General features: G+C 52.5%; 15 protein-coding genes, 2 pseudogenes and 1 riboswitch. Of the genes and pseudogenes, 7 read left to right on the top strand and 10 right to left on the bottom strand.

Annotated features, from left to right (window positions below):
- Positions 1-37 precede the first annotated feature (37 nt).
- Positions 38-1,471 (bottom strand): NAD-dependent succinate-semialdehyde dehydrogenase, encoded by a 1,434-nt coding sequence (locus tag D7I37_RS20780; protein ID WP_061795207.1) that lies wholly within the window; start codon positions 1,469-1,471, stop codon positions 38-40.
- Between the two features lie 198 nt (positions 1,472-1,669).
- On the opposite strand from D7I37_RS20780, the gene D7I37_RS20775 reads away from it, so the two are divergent.
- Both D7I37_RS20775 and D7I37_RS20770 read left to right on the top strand, forming a co-directional pair.
- A complete protein-coding gene (locus D7I37_RS20775; protein WP_095097667.1) occupies positions 1,670-2,497 on the top strand; it encodes an AraC family transcriptional regulator in 828 nt (275 codons plus the stop codon).
- A 94-nt stretch (positions 2,498-2,591) separates the two neighbouring features.
- Positions 2,592-3,544, top strand: a pseudogene (locus D7I37_RS20770) (DMT family transporter).
- A gap of 31 nt (positions 3,545-3,575) precedes the next feature.
- Here the strand turns inward: D7I37_RS20770 and fusA are convergent.
- The 4 genes from fusA to D7I37_RS20750 form a co-directional block, all read right to left on the bottom strand.
- Complete coding sequence (gene fusA, locus D7I37_RS20765) at positions 3,576-5,681, bottom strand: elongation factor G (RefSeq protein ID WP_061795368.1); 2,106 nt, start codon at positions 5,679-5,681, stop codon at positions 3,576-3,578.
- A 477-nt stretch (positions 5,682-6,158) separates the two neighbouring features.
- Positions 6,159-6,560: a hypothetical protein gene (locus D7I37_RS20760; RefSeq protein ID WP_129544283.1), complete on the bottom strand. Its 402-nt coding sequence runs from the start codon at positions 6,558-6,560 to the stop codon at positions 6,159-6,161.
- Positions 6,557-6,877, bottom strand: coding sequence for a hypothetical protein (locus D7I37_RS20755; protein WP_207205539.1), 321 nt, complete (start codon positions 6,875-6,877; stop codon positions 6,557-6,559). Before D7I37_RS20755 ends, D7I37_RS20760 begins: the two co-directional genes overlap by 4 nt.
- A gap of 415 nt (positions 6,878-7,292) precedes the next feature.
- Positions 7,293-7,541: a DUF883 family protein gene (locus D7I37_RS20750; protein WP_129544282.1), complete on the bottom strand. Its 249-nt coding sequence runs from the start codon at positions 7,539-7,541 to the stop codon at positions 7,293-7,295.
- A gap of 209 nt (positions 7,542-7,750) precedes the next feature.
- Here D7I37_RS20750 and D7I37_RS20745 point away from each other — a divergent pair, with 209 nt between their 5' ends.
- The 5 genes from D7I37_RS20745 to D7I37_RS20730 all read left to right on the top strand — a co-directional run bounded on the left by D7I37_RS20745 (position 7,751) and on the right by D7I37_RS20730 (position 14,011).
- On the top strand, positions 7,751-9,244 hold the full coding sequence (locus tag D7I37_RS20745; protein ID WP_129544281.1) for an alpha/beta hydrolase: 1,494 nt from the start codon (positions 7,751-7,753) through the stop codon (positions 9,242-9,244).
- Between the two features lie 211 nt (positions 9,245-9,455).
- Positions 9,456-9,629: riboswitch (M-box (ykoK) riboswitch) on the top strand.
- A gap of 341 nt (positions 9,630-9,970) precedes the next feature.
- Positions 9,971-10,063 (top strand): protein MgtS, encoded by a 93-nt coding sequence (mgtS, locus tag D7I37_RS27100; protein ID WP_145957250.1) that lies wholly within the window; start codon positions 9,971-9,973, stop codon positions 10,061-10,063.
- A gap of 109 nt (positions 10,064-10,172) precedes the next feature.
- Positions 10,173-10,352: a hypothetical protein gene (locus D7I37_RS20740; RefSeq protein ID WP_061795212.1), complete on the top strand. Its 180-nt coding sequence runs from the start codon at positions 10,173-10,175 to the stop codon at positions 10,350-10,352.
- Positions 10,353-10,641: 289 nt separating this feature from the next.
- Positions 10,642-11,916 (top strand): HlyD family secretion protein, encoded by a 1,275-nt coding sequence (locus D7I37_RS20735; protein WP_129544803.1) that lies wholly within the window; start codon positions 10,642-10,644, stop codon positions 11,914-11,916.
- A complete protein-coding gene (locus tag D7I37_RS20730) occupies positions 11,909-14,011 on the top strand; it encodes a peptidase domain-containing ABC transporter (protein WP_129544280.1) in 2,103 nt (700 codons plus the stop codon). Before D7I37_RS20735 ends, D7I37_RS20730 begins: the two co-directional genes overlap by 8 nt.
- An 8-nt stretch (positions 14,012-14,019) precedes the next feature.
- Here the strand turns inward: D7I37_RS20730 and D7I37_RS20725 are convergent, their stop codons facing one another.
- From D7I37_RS20725 to D7I37_RS27640, 5 genes and pseudogenes are all read right to left on the bottom strand, one after another.
- The gene (locus D7I37_RS20725; protein ID WP_129544279.1) at positions 14,020-15,030 is read right to left on the bottom strand and encodes a glycosyltransferase; all 1,011 of its coding nucleotides are present in this window, start codon (positions 15,028-15,030) and stop codon (positions 14,020-14,022) included.
- Positions 15,023-16,357 carry a TcdA/TcdB catalytic glycosyltransferase domain-containing protein gene (locus D7I37_RS20720; RefSeq protein WP_129544278.1) on the bottom strand — a complete coding sequence of 445 codons (1,335 nt, stop codon included), beginning with the start codon at positions 16,355-16,357 and terminating at the stop codon, positions 15,023-15,025. Before D7I37_RS20720 ends, D7I37_RS20725 begins: the two co-directional genes overlap by 8 nt.
- A 1-nt stretch (position 16,358) precedes the next feature.
- The gene (locus tag D7I37_RS20715) at positions 16,359-16,601 is read right to left on the bottom strand and encodes a hypothetical protein (protein WP_129544277.1); all 243 of its coding nucleotides are present in this window, start codon (positions 16,599-16,601) and stop codon (positions 16,359-16,361) included.
- A gap of 68 nt (positions 16,602-16,669) precedes the next feature.
- On the bottom strand, positions 16,670-16,921 hold the full coding sequence (locus D7I37_RS20710) for a hypothetical protein (RefSeq protein ID WP_129544276.1): 252 nt from the start codon (positions 16,919-16,921) through the stop codon (positions 16,670-16,672).
- 330 nt (positions 16,922-17,251) lie between these two features.
- A pseudogene (locus tag D7I37_RS27640) lies at positions 17,252-17,407 on the bottom strand (ATP-binding cassette domain-containing protein); the annotation flags it as partial.
- Positions 17,408-17,817: the final 410 nt, after the last annotated feature.

Raw genomic sequence — 17,817 nt, 5'->3', positions numbered from 1 at the left:
CCCCGCACTGCGGGGCTTGGCTGTTTCATCCGGGGCATCAGCGCCCGGCGACGGTCACGAAGCGGGTTTCCAGGTAGGATTCGATCGCCTCGCTGCCGCCTTCGGTGCCGTGGCCGGAGTCTTTCACACCGCCGAACGGCGTCTCCGGCAGGCCGAAGCCGATGTGGTTGATGCTCAGCATGCCGCTTTCCACGTCGCGGCCCAGGGCGTTGACGGTGGCGACGCTGCGGCTGTAGGCATAGGCCGCCAGGCCGTACGGCAGGCGATTGGCTTCGGCGATGGCGTCGTCATAGCTGGCGAACGGCCGCAGCAGGGCGACCGGGCCGAACGGCTCTTCCGACATCGCGCGGGCGCTCAGCGGTACGTCGCGCAGCACCGTCGGCTCGAAGAAGTTGCCTTTGCCCGCCACGCGCTTGCCGCCGGTGCAGGCTTTCGCTCCCTGGGCAATCGCGTCCTGCACGAAGGCCTCGATGGCGTCGACGCTGCGGCCCAATACCATCGGGCCCATGGTGACGCCGTCTTCCTGCCCGTTGCCGAGCTTGATTTCGCGCACCGCAGCGGTGAACTTCTCCACAAAGGCCTCATAGACCCCTTGCTGGATCAGGAAGCGGGTTGGGGCGATGCACACCTGGCCGGCGTTGCGGAACTTGGCCAGCGCCAGCTCTTTGGCGGCCGCGTCGAGGTCTGCGTCGTCAAAAATCAGCACCGGGGCGTGCCCGCCCAGCTCCATGGTGGCCTTTTTCATATGCTGACCGGCCAGCGCCGCCAGATGTTTGCCCACCCGGGTCGAGCCGGTGAAGGAGATCTTGCGGATGGTCGGATGCGGGATCAAATACTCTGAAATTTCCGCCGGGGTGCCGTACACCAGCGCAATCACGCCGGCCGGAACGCCGGCGTCGGCGAAGGCTTTGATCAGCGCGGCCGGGGAGGCCGGGGTTTCTTCCGGGCCCTTGACGATGATCGAGCAGCCGGCGGCCAGCGCGGCGGAAAGTTTGCGCACGATCTGGTTGATCGGGAAGTTCCACGGCGTGAAGGCGGCCACCGGGCCCACCGGCAGTTTCAGGGTTTGCTGCTGAACGTCGCGGGCGCGCGAGGGGATGATTTGGCCGTAGGTGCGGCTGGCCTCGCCGGCGAACCAGTCGATGACGTCGGCGGAGTTGAGGATCTCGACCCTGGCCTGCGCGACGGGTTTGCCCTGTTCCTGGCTCATGGTGGTGGCGATGGCGTCTGCGCGCTCGCGCAGCAAGGCGGCGGCCTTGCGCATCAGGATCGCGCGCTGATAGGCGGAGGTGTCGCGCCAGATCTTGAAGCCGCGCTCGGTGGCGGCCAGCGCCAGATCGAGGTCGGCGGCGGCGGCGTGCGCCACCTGGCCGAGGGTTTCATCGGTCGCGGGGTCGGTGACCGGGATGGTTTTGCCGGCCAGCGCATCGCGCCATTGGCCATCAATATACAGTTGAGTATCCGGATACATGGTTGCCTCTTGCTTACGGGGGATCAGGCGGCGGTTATTCGCGATGACGCCGACCTGAACCGGACAGGGAACAATTACCCTACGCGGAATTAGACCGATCGTCTAGGCGCGGCGCACGAAAGCGCCCGCGCCGCTACTCAATCGCGCAAATTTTGGCTATGCTGGGGGCCGATGAGGCCATGTGACAAAGGTGATGCGGTGCAGGGTGTTCCAGAACAGTTTCCGTTTGAAAAGGACTGCGCGCAGTTTCGGCATTTGCCCCACTTACCGGGTGTAGAACTTTATCAGGCGCATATCGAACGCTACGCCTTCGAACCGCACACCCACGACGCCTTCGCCATCGGCACCGTGAACGCCGGGGCGGAGCGTTTTCGCTACCGCGGCGCGCAGCATCTGGCGGCACCGGGTTCCCTGGTGCTGATGAACCCCGACGAACTGCACACCGGCGAAGCGGAGACCCCCGGAGGCTGGCGCTACCGCATGCTCTATCTGGCGCCCGAGGCGCTGGAACAGCTTTCCGGTGAACGGGGGCAGTGGTTCACCGACGCGGTGCGCGAGGATCCGCTGGCGGCGCAGCGGTTGTCCGCCATTCTCGCCGGGCTGTGGCGGGAACATGACCCGCTGGCCATCGACGGCCTGTTGCTGGAGGCGGTCGGGCTGTTGCGCCCGCACATTCGCGTGGCGCACGGGGAAAAGGCCGAAGCGGCGCACCGCTTTGAGATTGTTAAACAGTATCTGCGCGATAATTTCTCCGAAGCCATTACGCTCAACCAACTGGCTGCGCTGGTATCGCTCAGCCCGTACCATTTTCTGCGTAAATTCAAGGCCGAATACCACGTTTCGCCGCATCAGATGCTGATGGCTATCCGCCTGTCGCAGGCCAAGCGCCTGTTGGAGCGCGGCCTGCCCGCCGCTCAGGTGGCGGCGGCGGCGGGGTTGACCGACCAGGCGCACCTGACGCGCGCCTTCGCTAACCGTTACGGCGTCACACCGGTGCGTTTTCAAAAACAGGTTAAATTGGGTTAAAACAGCAACCTGCTACAATAATTTCCCCCTGGGTTCCGTTACGCTGCTCCCATGATGATTGCCCGGGGAATGCCGGCTTAGCGTGGGAGTGGTGATGTTTATTGGCGTGTTGTTTGCCCTGATGGCCGGGCTGATGTGGGGGTTGATCTTCGTCGGCCCGCTGTTGGTGCCGGATTATCCCGCTGCGCTGCAGTCCACCGGGCGTTATCTGGCCTTCGGGCTGATCGCCTTGCCGTTGGCCTGGCTCGATCGTCGCCGTTTGCGGCGGCTGCTGCGCAAAGACTGGCTGGAGGCGCTCAAGCTGACCGCCATCGGCAACCTGCTGTATTACCTGTGCCTGGCCAGCGCCATTCAGCGCACCGGCGCGCCGGTTTCCACCATGATCATCGGCACCTTGCCGGTGGTGATTTCCATTACCGCCAATCTGTTTTATGGCCGGCACGACGGGCGCCTGGCCTGGCGCAAGCTGGCGCCGGCGCTGGTATTGATCGGCTGCGGCCTGGCCTGCGTTAACGTCGCCGAGCTGCGGGGCAACGAGGCGCCCCTCGACGGTTGGCGTTATCTCAGCGGCCTGGGGCTGGCGCTGTTGGCGGTGGCCTGCTGGACCTGGTTCCCGCTGCGCAACGCCCGCTGGCTGCGGGAGAACCCGACGCAGCGGCCCGCCACCTGGGCCACGGCGCAGGGGTAGTGACCTTGCCGCTGGCGCTGTTGGGCTATCTGCTGGTATGCGGCCAACTGGCCATTACCCAGCCTGCGTTCGCATTGCCGTTCGGGCCGCGGCCGGAAGTGTTTATCCTGCTGATGCTGATCATTGGCGTATTCTGCTCCTGGCTGGGCGCGCTGTGTTGGAACGAAGCCAGCCAGCGTTTGCCGACGGTGCTGGTGGGGCCGCTGATCGTGTTCGAAATTCTGGCGGGGCTGGCCTATACCTTCATCTTGCGCCAGGCTTGGCCGCCGTTGTTGACGCTATGCGGCATCGCCTGTTTGATTGTCGGGGTGGTGTATGCCATGCGCATCAAACCGCAGCCGGTGGAGGAAGGGGAATAACGCCCGCCGGCACTGCGGCGGGCGGATGGGGTTAACGCTGGCGGTGGTGGATAATCTCTTCGGCCACGTTGCGCGGCGCTTCGGCGTAGTGGCTGAACTCCATGCTGTAGGTGGCGCGCCCCTGCGACATCGAGCGCAGGGTGGTCGAGTAACCGAACATCTCGGACAGCGGCACCTTGGCGTGGATCATCTTGCCGCCGCCGCCCGGGATATCCTCCATGCCCTGCACCAGCCCGCGGCGGGAGGATAAATCGCCCATCACGTTGCCGGCGTAGTCCTCCGGCGTTTCCACCTCGACCGACATGACAGGTTCGAGGAGCGCCGGGTCCGCCAGGCGGCAGGCTTCTTTAAAGCCGAAGATCGCCGCCATGCGGAATGCCTGCTCCGAGGAGTCGACGTCGTGGTAGGAGCCAAAGGTCAGATGCACCTTGACGTCCACCACCTGATAACCCGCCAGCACGCCGTTGTTCAGCGCTTCCAGCACGCCTTTTTTCACCGCCGGGATGAACTCGCCCGGGATCACGCCGCCCTTGATCTCGTCGAAAAATTCGAAGCCTTTACCCGGCTCATTCGGTTCGACGGTGAGCACCACGTGGCCGTACTGACCCTTGCCGCCGGACTGGCGCACGAACTTGCCCTCGACGTCGGTCACCCGCTTGCGGAGGGTTTCCCGATAGGAGACCTGCGGCTTTCCGGTGGCGGTTTCCACGCCGAATTCGCGCCGCATGCGGTCGACGATGATTTCCAGGTGCAGTTCGCCCATGCCGTAAATGAGGGTCTGGCCGGACTCTTCGTCGGTGCGCACCCGGAACGAAGGATCTTCCGAAGACAGGCGCTGCAGCGCGATGCCCATTTTTTCCTGGTCGCTCTTGGTTTTCGGCTCGATCGCCTGGGCGATCACCGGCTCGGGAAACGTCATTTTCTCCAGCGTGACGATGGCGTCGGGATCGCACAGGGTGTCGCCGGTGGTGACGTCCTTCAGCCCGACGCAGGCGGCGATATCGCCGGCGTGCAGCTCATCCACGTCCTTGCGGTCGTTGGCGTGCATCTGCACGATGCGGCCGATGCGCTCTTTCTTGCCCTTGATCGGGTTGTAAACGCTGTCGCCTTTCGCCAGCACCCCGGAATAAACCCGCACGAAGGTCAACTGGCCGACGAACGGGTCGGTCATCAGTTTGAACGCCAGCGCCGAGAATTTTTCATTGTCGTCGGCTTTGCGGGTGACTATCTCATCGTGTTCGCCGTGGCCCTCCATCGGCGGCACGTCGAGCGGCGAAGGCATCAGCTCGATCACCGCATCGAGCATGCGCTGCACGCCCTTGTTGCGGAACGCCGAGCCGCACAGCATCGGCTGGATTTCGCCGGCCACGGTGCGCACCCGCAGGCCGTGGACGATCTCTTCCTCGCTCAGCGGCACCTGATTGAGATATTTCTCCGTCAGCTCTTCCGAGGCTTCGGCGGCGGCCTCGATCATGTTCTCGCGCCATTCCTGAGCCGATTCGCGCAGCTCGGCCGGGATCTCCTCAAAGCTGAAGCTCATGCCCTGCGAAGCCTCGTCCCACAGGATGGCCTTCATCCGCACCAGATCGACCACGCCGGTGAAATGGTCTTCGGCGCCGATCGGGATGACGATCGGCACCGGATTGGCCTTCAGGCGCTCGATCATCATTTTGCGCACCCGGAAGAAATCGGCGCCGACGCGGTCCATCTTGTTGACGAACGCCAGCCGCGGCACTTTGTACTTGTTGGCCTGGCGCCAGACGGTTTCCGACTGCGGCTGTACGCCGCCGACCGAGTCATAGACCATCACCGCGCCGTCCAGCACGCGCATCGAACGCTCCACCTCAATGGTGAAGTCGACGTGCCCCGGGGTGTCGATGATGTTGATGCGATGCTGCGGGTAATTATGCTGCATGCCGTTCCAGAAGCAGGTGGTGGCCGCCGAGGTAATGGTGATGCCGCGCTCCTGCTCCTGCGCCATCCAGTCCATGGTCGCCGCGCCGTCGTGAACTTCGCCCAGCTTGTGACTGACCCCGGTGTAAAACAGGATCCGCTCGGTGGTGGTGGTCTTGCCGGCGTCGATATGCGCGGAGATGCCGATGTTGCGGTAGCGTTCGATAGGGGTAGTGCGTGCCATAATCAACCTTTCTTAGCCGCGAGAAGGGCGTGCGGCTTAAACAGCATGAATATTGATGATAATCCTCAATGGGTTATCTGCCGGACCGCGCCGCCTCGGCGGTGGTCACAAAGTAATCGTAGTTGATGGCGGGGGGTTTATTAACCGATGGCTGCGATAGGCGGGAAATAAAAAGGGCCCGTAACGGCTGAGGGATCCCCACTCATTTCAGATACGAGATTATCCGCCTTGATTTCAGGTTATTGGCCTGATGTCACAGATATAATCCTTTATTTTCAGCATGATAACCCAGCAATCGCGGGACCACTGTGACAAGGTTTTACAGCTGTAACTGGAACTGGCACGAAGCCGTTAAACAGAGAAGAGTGCAAAGCACCAATGGTAACGGAACGGTGTGATTTCTTCGGTATCCATGCACACCGACGTGGTGAAGGCGAGGAGGAATATCCCGATCACTAGGTAATCACTGTTCAACGATTAATCAGTGAAGGTAAGTCGCACCGCATTATCGGTTTTGGCTATATAGGCGCTTTTATCAGAGCCTTCTTTTGCCCAGCGCTTACCAAACACCGGGTCATCCACCTGGTGGTATCCTAACGACACCAGGTAATCGGCCAATACGGTCTCATCCGTGCCTTTGCCGTACTCGACTTCATCGACCTGAGGAGAGTTTCCATCAGTGGCTCTAAAATGGAGGGGGGTTTCGTCGACCAACAGCGGGGCGCCTTTAATTTCGTCCGGTGCGATCAGCTTATACGTTAGCCAGTCAGAACGTGTGTAGTCTGCGCTGTCTGTTAGGGCAATGGACGCCGTCTTGTAAGCAGCGAATATCAAAACAGCGGCGACCGCAACAGAGACGATTTTAACTGCTTTGGTCATCGGTAATCCTTCATCGGTTCTACGCCAATATTCATATGTGCTCCGTCGTTGACAATGACATTAACCGTACCGTCGTTGAAATTGTTATATGGGGTGACCGCTTTCATGAACGGCGGTAACTCCCCATAGAGCGGTCTTGCTACCTTGTTTTTGGCTGGGTCTGGGAAAAGCATAGGGCGGAATAACTTGTTTTTGTAGTTGCCGATCGGCCCGTAGTGATCCCAGCGTTTTAGCGCTTCTTTCTTGCTGATTAAGCGGAGTTGTGGGAAGTAGTTCATTGGGCGGACGACGCGATAAAAGCCTAAGAGATCAGACACTAAATCTTCTGGGCTGAAGCCGCTGTCAGTCGTCCAGCTAAAAGGAGTAGACAAGCCCGTACATGGCCGTGGAAGCTTCTGAAAGCTCTATCAAATCCCCGCGCTTGCTCATCTACCTTCCCTCTGCATAATCCATAATAGTACCATTGTACGAGTTACGAGCGCTTATGAGAAGCCAGATGGTAAAGCAGGGTTTTCGAGGGTTGTAAGTTGGAAGCCGCCAAGTTTCTGGCGTCAGACCGACAATGAACTATTTTCGATAGTTACGGCAAACTTCTGGCATAACGCACGAGCAGGAATCGAGGTTATTTCATTGAATTTGCTAGCGTGATTTGCAGATTACAAAACGCGATGCCTGTCTTTTTTAGGGGCCCTTCAGCCGTAACGGGCCCCTTGTCTGGCTGGCGTAAAAGGTCTATTTACGGCCCAGCAGGAAGCCGAGCACGATGCCCACCGCCGCGGCAATGGCCACGCCGGCCAGCGGATTTGATTCCACCTGGGTTCTTACGCTGTCGGCCGCATCTCGGGCGGCATAGCTGGCCTGCGAGGCGTATTTGCGCGCCGCGCCGCGAACCTGATGCTCCTGCGAGTCGGTGGCTTTGCCAAACGCTTCTTCTACCGCGCCGGCCGCTTCGTTGGCTTTGTCTTCAGCTTTTCCAAACATATGACTCTCCTGTTCCTTGTTGGATAAACGAACCTTAAGCCTAGCAGAGGAAATGGCCGCGTGACGGATAATCGCGCCTTATGGGGGCAATCCGAGCGCGGGATAGCCACCGCGCGCCTTCACCCGGCAGGTTTTTTATGGTCTATTGGTCAGCTGTTTAACCGGGGCTATTTACCCTGAACAGATTCGCCGAGTTGAAAGGACTCCCCATGTCAGTACTGCGTATTCTGGTGTTGCTTGCCGCCGCCGCCAATCTGCCCGCCCATGCCAAACTGCCGGTCCGCGCCGCCGCGCCGGAAAGCAGCATCCGCTGGCAATCTTGCCTGAACAGCGGATTTCAGCGCTGGTTCGAAGATACGCCGCCGCCCGGCTTGCGCTGCGGCTACGTCGACGCGCCGCTGATCTACCCGGAAAGCGCCGGCCAGGCGTTGTCGGACCGGAGCGAAACCGTGCGTCTGGCGCTGACGCTGCTGCCGGCCACCGGGCCGAAAAAGGGCAGCCTGGTGGTGATCGCCGGCGGGCCGGGGCTGCCGGGCATCAATCCGCAGCTGGCCGCCGACGCCAGCGTCGCCCGCCTGAGAAAATCCTACGACATCATCGGCTACGATCCGCGCGGCGTGGGGCAGTCGACGCCGAAGATCGCCTGCCAGCGCGGCGAAAACGACGAAACGCCGTCGCCGGATGACAATGACCTGGCCGGCGCGGAAAGCCAGGTGCGGGAAATGATCGCCGCCTGCATCAGGCAAACCGGCGCCGAGGTGCTGCAGCATATCGGCACCGATGAGGCGGTCAACGACCTGAACGTTATCCGGCGCGCGCTGGGCGAACCGGGGCTGACCGCGGTGGCCTATTCCTACGGCACCAAGGTGGCGGCGCTGTACGCCGAGCGCTACCCGAAGAAAACCCGCGCGCTGGTGCTGGATGGCGTGGTGGACCTGGCCGAAGACGACTTTGCCCAGCGGGTGAATCAGGAACGGGCTTACCAGCAGAGCTTCCAGCGCTTTGCGGCCTACTGCGGCAAAACCGGCAGCTGCCCGTTGTCCGCCGACGCCAATCAGGCGCTGCAAAGCTACCATGCGATACTGCGCCAACTGCACGAACGCCCGTTCGTGACGCAGGACGGCTACGAGATTTCCGCCGATGACGTCATTACCGCAACCCGCTCGCTGCTGCCATGGCCGGAGCGTTGGCATGAACTGGCTACCCTGGTGCGGCAAATCAACGCCGGCATCGCCGGCCGGCAGGTCGCCGATCTGATTGACGAAAGCTACTCGCCGGACGCCGATGACGCCCTGAACGTCATTACCTGCGCCGATGTCGCCGACCCGGGCGCCGATCCGCAGCGGCTGCGGCGGCAGCGTCAGGAGGTCAACACCGCCGCGCTGTTCAGCCATTATCTGCCGCTGCACGAGTATCCGCTGGAAATGTGTGACCTGTGGCCGTACCGCGGCAAGGATCGGCCGCATGCGGCGGTAGCGTCGCCGTCGCTGCCGCCGCTGCTGTTTGTCGGCCAGCGTTACGATCCGGCCACGCCATACCGCAACGCGCAGGCGATGGCCGCCAGGTTCAAAAGCCCGCTGATCACCCGCGAACGGGACGGACACACGCTGGTGCTGAACGGGATCGATCGCTGCGTGGATGAAAGCGTGGTGGATTACCTGCTGGCGCCGAAAAAGCCGCGGCGCGACAAGGTGTGCCGCTGAGGTGGCCCGGCTTTTTTGTGGCAACCGGTTTACGCCGGTGTATTACAAAGCCAACGCCACGCCGATTCAAAAAATAAGGACGGCCGAATAATATCGGCCTTCTTTATGATTTATTCCATTAATAACAGTTTCCTAAATACTCCATCAACGGCGGAGGTTATTTTCTTCCCGCCGGCGAAAACACCGCCTATACTGCGCCGGTAGTTTATATGCAGTATCTCGTTTGGCGAGGCTCCTATACAAACACAGGTTACTGATCTGACGACATCGAGAGATGCCCAAGGTTAAGACAGGCTTTATCGAATTAAGGTTCAGCCCAAAGTAACTTCTGAGTAACACTTCAGATACGTTGTATAGTGCTAAAACCTGGACGCGGAGATAGGCCGTCTGCACTCCCTCTTTGGTTGCGCCCCTATGCGATTCGCTGTTGAAGTTCAAACAGAAATAGGGACTGACAATGACTCAATCACTTAAAAATCATTCCTCTGCGGCGCTGGCCAATGCTGAAGTTCTCGATGAATCTTCGATTGCCGGCTATATGAGCGCCGATTGATTATTTATTTCAAAATCGCCCAGTACGCATTGGGCATTTAACCATCGCCCCGCGCCGGCCCGGGCGGGGATGTTATTTATCACCAGGAGGACGTAGAACGCAATGGACACCGACCAACCCCGCTTTTTAATTAAAGAGGTTTTTATCGATAACGGTTAACTGAGGACGAGATAATGGGAAATATGACGGTTTTTGTAGGATTCCTGGCAATAATCAGCTCTCTGGGCCTGTTGGCGGCCTATATGAGCACCAAATGGGATGATTGATGAACGCTAAAGATCCACCTGGATGCATCCTCCCCATAATGGTTTTATTTTTTATGGGGAGGATTTAACGGCGCGCTGAACGCCGCCTGAGAAACGGAGTATAACGATAATGATGATATTAATTCTGGGGTTGCTCTACGCCATTTTGATGATTGCCGTGGGCGTTAATGAAATTTACTTTTACACCACCGGAAAATCCGAATTCCTCACCAGTTTAACGCTGACATTTTCCGGCAGCATGCTGCTGGTCGCCTTTGTCTGGCAACTCTCCGCGAAAGTAAAAAAATAATTCACCTAAGCCCGGCGTTTGCATCAGCCCGCGGGGGTAAACGCCAGTCGCCAGTGCGGCCGCTCGCCGGGCGTATCAATCCAGGCGCGGTAGGCGTCGGGCGGCAAAAAGAGCTGTGCCGAATGCATGAAACAGGGCAAAATTCGATCAGTGATCTGACGGAATTATTTTCGGTATCACGCCCAACGGTGTATTGGGCGCTCGCTCGCAGTCAGCCGAGTGTGTAGCGAATTTTCTCAGCATAATGGAGCAGACTCATTCCATCCCCTAATTTTAAGGAAGAAAAATGGTGTTTCGCCAGGAAGCGGTTGATAACCAGAAAATGAAATGGCGCGGTCGTGCGCTTCTTCTACCCGGTATCCCCTTATGGGTAATGGCGGGATTGTGTCTTTTCTTTCTTGTAGCGTTCCTGACCTTTGTCATTGCAGGCACCTACACCCGACGCGTCAATGTCACCGGTGAGATTTCCACCTATCCTCGAGCCGCCAATGTCTATTCCAGCGTCCAAGGCGTAGTGGTCAGACAGTTCGTCACCGAAGGGCAAGGGATCACCGCCGGTGCTCCTATCTACCAGATCGACGTCAGCAAAAGCACTCGCAGCGGCGTGGTGAGTGACAATCAGCGCCAGGATATCGATAGTCAGCTGGCACGCATTGCGCAAATCATTGGCCGACTGGAGAGCAGCAAAAAAAGCACCCTCGACATGCTGGAAAAGCAAAAATCGCAGTATACCACCGCGTTTCAACGCTCCACCGATATACTCCGGCGCGCCCAAGAGGGGATCCGTATCATGAAGGAGAACATGGAGAACTACCGACATTATCAGGCCAAGGGCCTAATAAACAAGGATCAGCTCACCAATCAGGTGGCGCTGTATTATCAGCAGCAAAACAACCTACTCGGCCTGTCCGGCCAAAATGAACAAAATTCCCTGCAGATCACCGCACTGGAAAGCCAAATCCACACCCAGGCCGCCGAGTTCGATAATCAGATTTACCAGATGGAGCTGCAGCGTTATGAGCTGCAAAAGGAACGGCTGAATATCGATGCTGGCGGGGCACTTATTGTCAGGGCCCTGGCTGACGGCCGCGTCGACTCACTGAGCGTCACGGTCGGGCAAATGGTCAATGCTGGTGACAGTCTGCTGCAGGTCATTCCACATCACATCGACCACTATTCCCTGGTGCTCTGGGTACCCAATGATGCCATCCCTTATATCGCTGCCGGGGACCGGGTCAACATTCGCTATGAAGCCTTTCCAGCGGAGAAGTTTGGTCAGTTCGCTGGCAGGGTGACCCTCATTTCCAAAGCCCCGGCCTCGCCACAGGAAATGCTGACCTATCAGGGAGCCCCCAAAGCAGCACTAACTAGTGCCATACCGTACTACAAAGTGATAGTCAGGCCGGAGATACAGACCATTGCCTACAACGGCAAGAGTCTGAGCCTGGAAAATGGCATGAAAGCCCAGAGTACTTTGTTTCTGGAAAAAAGGAGGATTTATCAATGGATGTTATCGCCATTCTACGACATGAAGCACAGCGCAACGGGGCCAGTCAATGAATAAGTATTCTTTTAAAAAGATGTTAAGTCAGCTGGATATGCGGCTACGAAACCGTGTTCCATTGGTCCATCAAACAGAATCCTCTGAATGTGGTTTGGCCTGCCTGGCCATGATTTGTGGCCACTATGGCAAGAACATTGATATGATTGCTCTCCGCCGACAGTTTAATCTTTCAGCCCGCGGTACTACGCTGTCTGGGCTGACAAGTATTGCCGACCAACTGGGGTTATCAACCCGGCCCTTGTCTCTGGAGCTCAATGAGATTAAGGCACTCAAAATGCCCTGCATATTACACTGGGATTTCAACCACTTTGTGGTACTCATCAGTGTTAACCGTAACCACGCGATCCTGCATGATCCAGCACTTGGATATCGTTCCGTCAGCCTGACAGAACTTTCACAGAGTTTTACCGGTGTGGCGCTTGAAGTCTGGCCAGGCAGTGCGTTTAAGGCAAACACTGTGCGCACTCGGCTCAGTTTAAGCACGTTAATAGGTAGTGTGCATGGACTTAAGATGACACTAGGCAAGATTTTCTTCTTATCTCTTGTTATAGAAACCATCAACCTGATGATGCCCGTAGGAGCTCAATTAGTGATGGATCATGCGATCCCTGCAGGAGATCACGGTTTACTCACTCTTATCTGTATCGGCCTCCTGCTATTTATTCTACTGCGTACAGCGGTAAGCATGCTTCGATCCTGGTCTTCCCTGATAATGACGACACTCATCAACATCCAGTGGCAATCGGGGTTATTGAACCATCTACTAAGGCTGCCATTGAGCTATTTTGAACGACGCAAACTGGGTGATATTCAGTCCCGATTTGGTTCACTGAACACATTACGTGAGACATTTACGAGTAGTATCGTAGGGGCGCTCATGGATGGCATCATGGTGTTCGGTGTAATTGTGATGATGGCGTTATATGGTGGCTGGTTAACTTGGTTTGTACTTGGATTTACAGCAATTTATGTGTTTATTAGACTACTATCATATGGAACGTATCGACAATTGTCGGAAGAAGCGTTAGTCAGGGATGCTCGAACAAGATCATATTTTATGGAAACCCTATATGGGATCGCAACGGTCAAGATGCAAGGAATGGGCGAACGAAGGGCAGCTCACTGGTTAAATTTAGAGATTGACACCGTCAACACAGAAATAAAAGTCACCAAAATGGACCTTTTTTTTGGTGGGATAAACTCCTTTATCAGGGCTTGTGATCAAGTGATAATCTTATGGCTGGGTGCAAGTCTTGTGATTGACAACCAAATGACTATAGGCATGTTTATTGCCTTTGGTGTATTCAGAGAGCAGTTTACAGATAGGGTTTCATCACTAACTAGCTTTCTTTTGCAATTACGTATGATGAGCCTGCATAACGAACGCATTGCAGATATTGCTATACACTCGCAGGAGGCTAGGAAACCTGATTTTTCGATAAATGTTGCCATGCGCCCCGTTTCATTAGAAACGTATAACTTAAGCTATCGCTATGATAGCCAGTCGCTACCAGTTTTTAATAGCCTATCTATCTGTATTCTACCTGGAGAAAGTGTGGCAATCACGGGACCTTCTGGCGCTGGGAAAACAACCTTAATGAGAGTATTGTGTGGATTATTCGACCCAGATGAAGGGAAAGTGATTATCGATGGCACTGATATACAGCAACTCGGCATTAATAACTACCATAAAATTATCGGTTGTGTAATGCAGGATGATAAATTATTTTCCGGTTCGATACGAGAGAATATTTGTGGATTTGAAGATAACGAAAATGAAGACTGGATGATTGAGTGTTCTAAGGCTAGTTACATTCATGATGTTATTATGAAAATGCCAATGGGTTATGAAACTTTAATCGGCGAGCTGGGGGAGGGATTATCGGGGGGGCAAAAGCAACGTATATTTATTGCTAGAGCTCTCTACCGGAAACCTGGTATTCTTTTCATGGATGAGGCTACAAGTTCATTGGACCATGAAAGTGAAAGTTTTGTAAACCAAGCGATAAAACAGTTGAAAATAACTAGGGTGATAATTGCTCACAGGGAAACTACCATTGCATCTGCAGACAGAGTTATATCGCTAAAACAATGACAATATGATTAAGTTATATAATCAAGATCTAGCAGGAAGCTATTCATGATTGACGACACAAACTTATCATCTATAGTCTCAATTATAAATTCGTCATGAGAATAGTTATCAATGCTGTCGAGTTTTTCTCTCAAGCTAAGCATATCATTATGGTAACGATGGGTTGACATCAAATAGAGTGAAATGAAGTAAAGAAAAAAACTATTTTTATCTCTATAATTTTCGAGTAATTCATCAGCATGAAAATGTGCATCAAAAAAATTAGATTTATCTAAGAGGTGTTTTATCAGTCTCGATTTTACGTTAAGTGCATATATTTCGATGTCATGACTGTAAGGAAGGGGTAATCTACCAAACTCGTTAAGGATACCTTCAAATTGTTCATCATGTGGCTCTAAATATCTAAGCATGAAATACTTCCATCTTAGCTCTGTTGGAGTCACATCCAACTGACGTTTTAAAAGGCGTAAGTTTCTATTTTTTTTAATATTTAATTCCCCACATTTCAAATACCCGGTGTGGTTTAATGTAATTTCAGGTGTATGTTTTATAGTATAATTCTCTTCATACAGATATTCATGAACAAACCCTTTATATCTTAAGGAGATTCTTTTCATAAAGATTCTTGCATTATTCCTTAATATAGAACCATTCATGTTATCGATAGCAGGTGCATATAGAGTGAGTTCCTCGCTATAAAATAGCGAATGTAGTTGTTCTCTAAATCCATTTCGACTGCTCTCTGCTAAATACTCGTCAGCATCAATAACAAAACAATAGGGTCCCGAAGCAAGATCTATTGCATAATTCCGCGGCGCGGAAAAATCATCATTCCATTCCTGACTATAAATTTTTACTTTTTTGTTATCTTTGGGGATGACATTTAGTGTATTATCGACAGAGCCAGTATCAACAATGATAACTTCATCCGTAACATCAATGATAGAATTTATAGTTCTCAATATTGAATCTTCAGCATCGCATACGATTATTAATGCACTTATTCCAAATTTATTCATTCCTATTTCTCCAGGCAGATTTGGTACCTAAAGGGGTGTCTAAAGTTTGTTTTTGGAACCCTATCCCAATTTCGCCATTTTGCATAAGCCTAGCTAAGTTATCGGTTGACAAGACTCTATGTAATCCAGTGAGCCCACATATTACGCGATATACTGTATTAGATATTAACTTTGGCCCTGCCAAATAAAATGTTACGAATTCATTTTCTGAAAATACATCACGTCGATAATTAAGCAAGAAATTGAAAACTGAACGACTATCCACAGAAGAAGACATCAAGGGATTATCATTAAATATATTTTTATTTTTCTCAATGTAATGAAAATTAAATGCTACTCTTTTAAGTAAGTTTTTTAAAAAACGGGAGTCAGGGGAGGAAGCAATGATGTTGTTAAAAAATACACCATTTATAAATTCCACTGTACTTATTGATATTAAATTATCATAAACATAAGTATCGCCAAGAACAGATAACTGAGAATGCTCGGCGTTGTTAAGGTCTGAAATTATTGCGTCTAATATATAATTAATTTCAATGCCATTAATGCTCTCAATCCGATTTAAATATGTTTTACAATCCATTAAACTGTCATTTGTATATTTAAACTCGCACAAGAAAGCATGGGATTTAGCTAAGTAAACGTGTTCATCATGGCGTATCCCAAGCTTACCCAAGAGAGCATTTGTCTTCTGATAAATATTGTCAATATAAGGTAGTGTATCTATATCTATATATACGCCACCATACCGGCACAAAATCAGAAGCCTAACAAAATCACTTGCACATGCAAGATTACCTCTCAATATTAACTCGTAATAGTAAAACTTTTTATACCTAATGAACTCTGTACTGAACAGTTCTTGAATGTTCATTATATTAATGCTTTCATATGCCTGCTTGTTAGAATCGCCTCTCTCAACATATTCATGGTTTTTTATATCAAGAAATTCACTCGCCGCATCATTAAACGTATCACCATCGTTTATTTTTGGCCAAATGTAATCAAACGCCTCGTTACGGAGGTTAAATATATCTTTTCCATTGGCATTACAATATGATCTTAAGGATTGCTGGAATAAGTTAACAAACGAGGAGGAGGCATCTAGCCATAAAAATAGCGACTTATCTTTATTAATGTCTCCCCATACTTTTACATATGACATATTTGATGATTTCAGATCACCAATCCAGACAAAGTGGATATTGTCCGGAACCTTAACCTTCTTAAACCCTTTAGCTCTTATTATGTTTATAGCTTCGTTAAAGCATCCATCATCATTGGCATCTCTCATTATCGCATTAAAGTTTAAGTTGTCTTTATCCATTTTATCTTAAAAATGCTTCAATAATAGAACTGAATGATATATCCTTTGTATACTCCTCAAGAGCTTTACTATTCTCTCCTAATTTTTCTTTGAATTTTTTAACAGCTTCTTTTTTTGATTCAGCCTCAACTTCCAATTTTTGAAAACCGTTCCCCATAAGTTTATCCAATTCACTTTGATTTTTTTCACTCTCATCACAGAGTAAGAAATTTTCGTTATTGTAGATAAAATTAAATTTTTTCATACCTTTCCTTAGCGTGTCTGGAATATCACAAGGAGAGTATATCTCCTTGTGAAGTTTTCTTCTATTTATTAACGAGGACGATGGCCACCAGTACAACCACCATCACCACCCTTCATACCTCCGGGGCGACCAAAGTGGTTAGCCTGGCTACCGCTGCCTCGATTGGACTGATTATAGCTATTATGTTGGCGATCATTTCCTGAATTTCCGCCATGACCGTTAGAGCCACCGCGGCCACCACCGTTATCAGAACGGTCACCGCCATTATTTCCACGACCACCAGATATACTGTCTAATAATGACGTATCAATAACTTTCATAAACAACTCCTTTTGAAGATGGTATTGAGTTATGTAAATCTGTGCAAAAGCGATTAGTTTTTAACCCACGTGAGAACATTTCTCAATAGCTTTGGTTAGAAAATGTCATCGTTATTGAGCTGGCGTTTATATTTTGCGAGATTACATTGCTTCGTTTTACTGTGATTTTAATATTGGCAGAGCTGCTTATCAATTAAAATCAATTGGTTACGTTATGTCCTTGTTGTCGACAGCCAATGCTGCTTTGTATTATGTATCGTTAGGTGACAAACGAGACAAACTTTTGGACGGTTCCCGCTTACGCCCCCAGATAACGGAAATTTTGGCGATTCCGGCGTAGAACCCCAACAGGGTGCTTTTGCCGCAGCCGTTGTGGCCGATTAAGCCGATGCGATCGCCTTTTTTCAGGCTGAAGGAAACCTCGCTCAGCAGGGGGCCGAACGCGTTGTCGTAACCGACGGATTGTGCAGAAAGTAATGTGCTCATTGCTTACTCAAGATTAACGGCATAGTCATGCCTATCGTCAAACATCGCTGACGACAACCCGGTAAGCCGGAGGGAAGGAACTCAGGTTTTAGTAAGCTTCGCTCAAGCTGGGTTATCGCAGCACGATACCGGTAACGCTTGAGCGGCGGCAATTACTGTAGAAGTGTGAGTAAATAAACAATTCACACATCGGCATAGTAATCCTCCTTTTATAATTTTGATTAATAGGTGAGCTGAGTATAGGCGGCTTTTTCAGCCTGCGCCAGATCAAAACCATCAGGATATCATAGGGCTAGCCTGCAGCGCCGTTTCGGCCGGCGGGCCGCGGCGCGGAATGGGAATAATTCCGGTATTTCGGCTTACATTAAGCAGCTATTATAATTGCCGTTTATGATTAAGTTGCGGGACTT

This window comes from Serratia sp. 1D1416, from assembly GCF_003641105.1.
Taxonomy (GTDB): Bacteria; Pseudomonadota; Gammaproteobacteria; order Enterobacterales; family Enterobacteriaceae; genus Serratia; species Serratia ficaria.
Note: the sequence above shows the minus strand (reverse complement) of the source record. Positions and strands in the feature narration are given on the sequence as shown.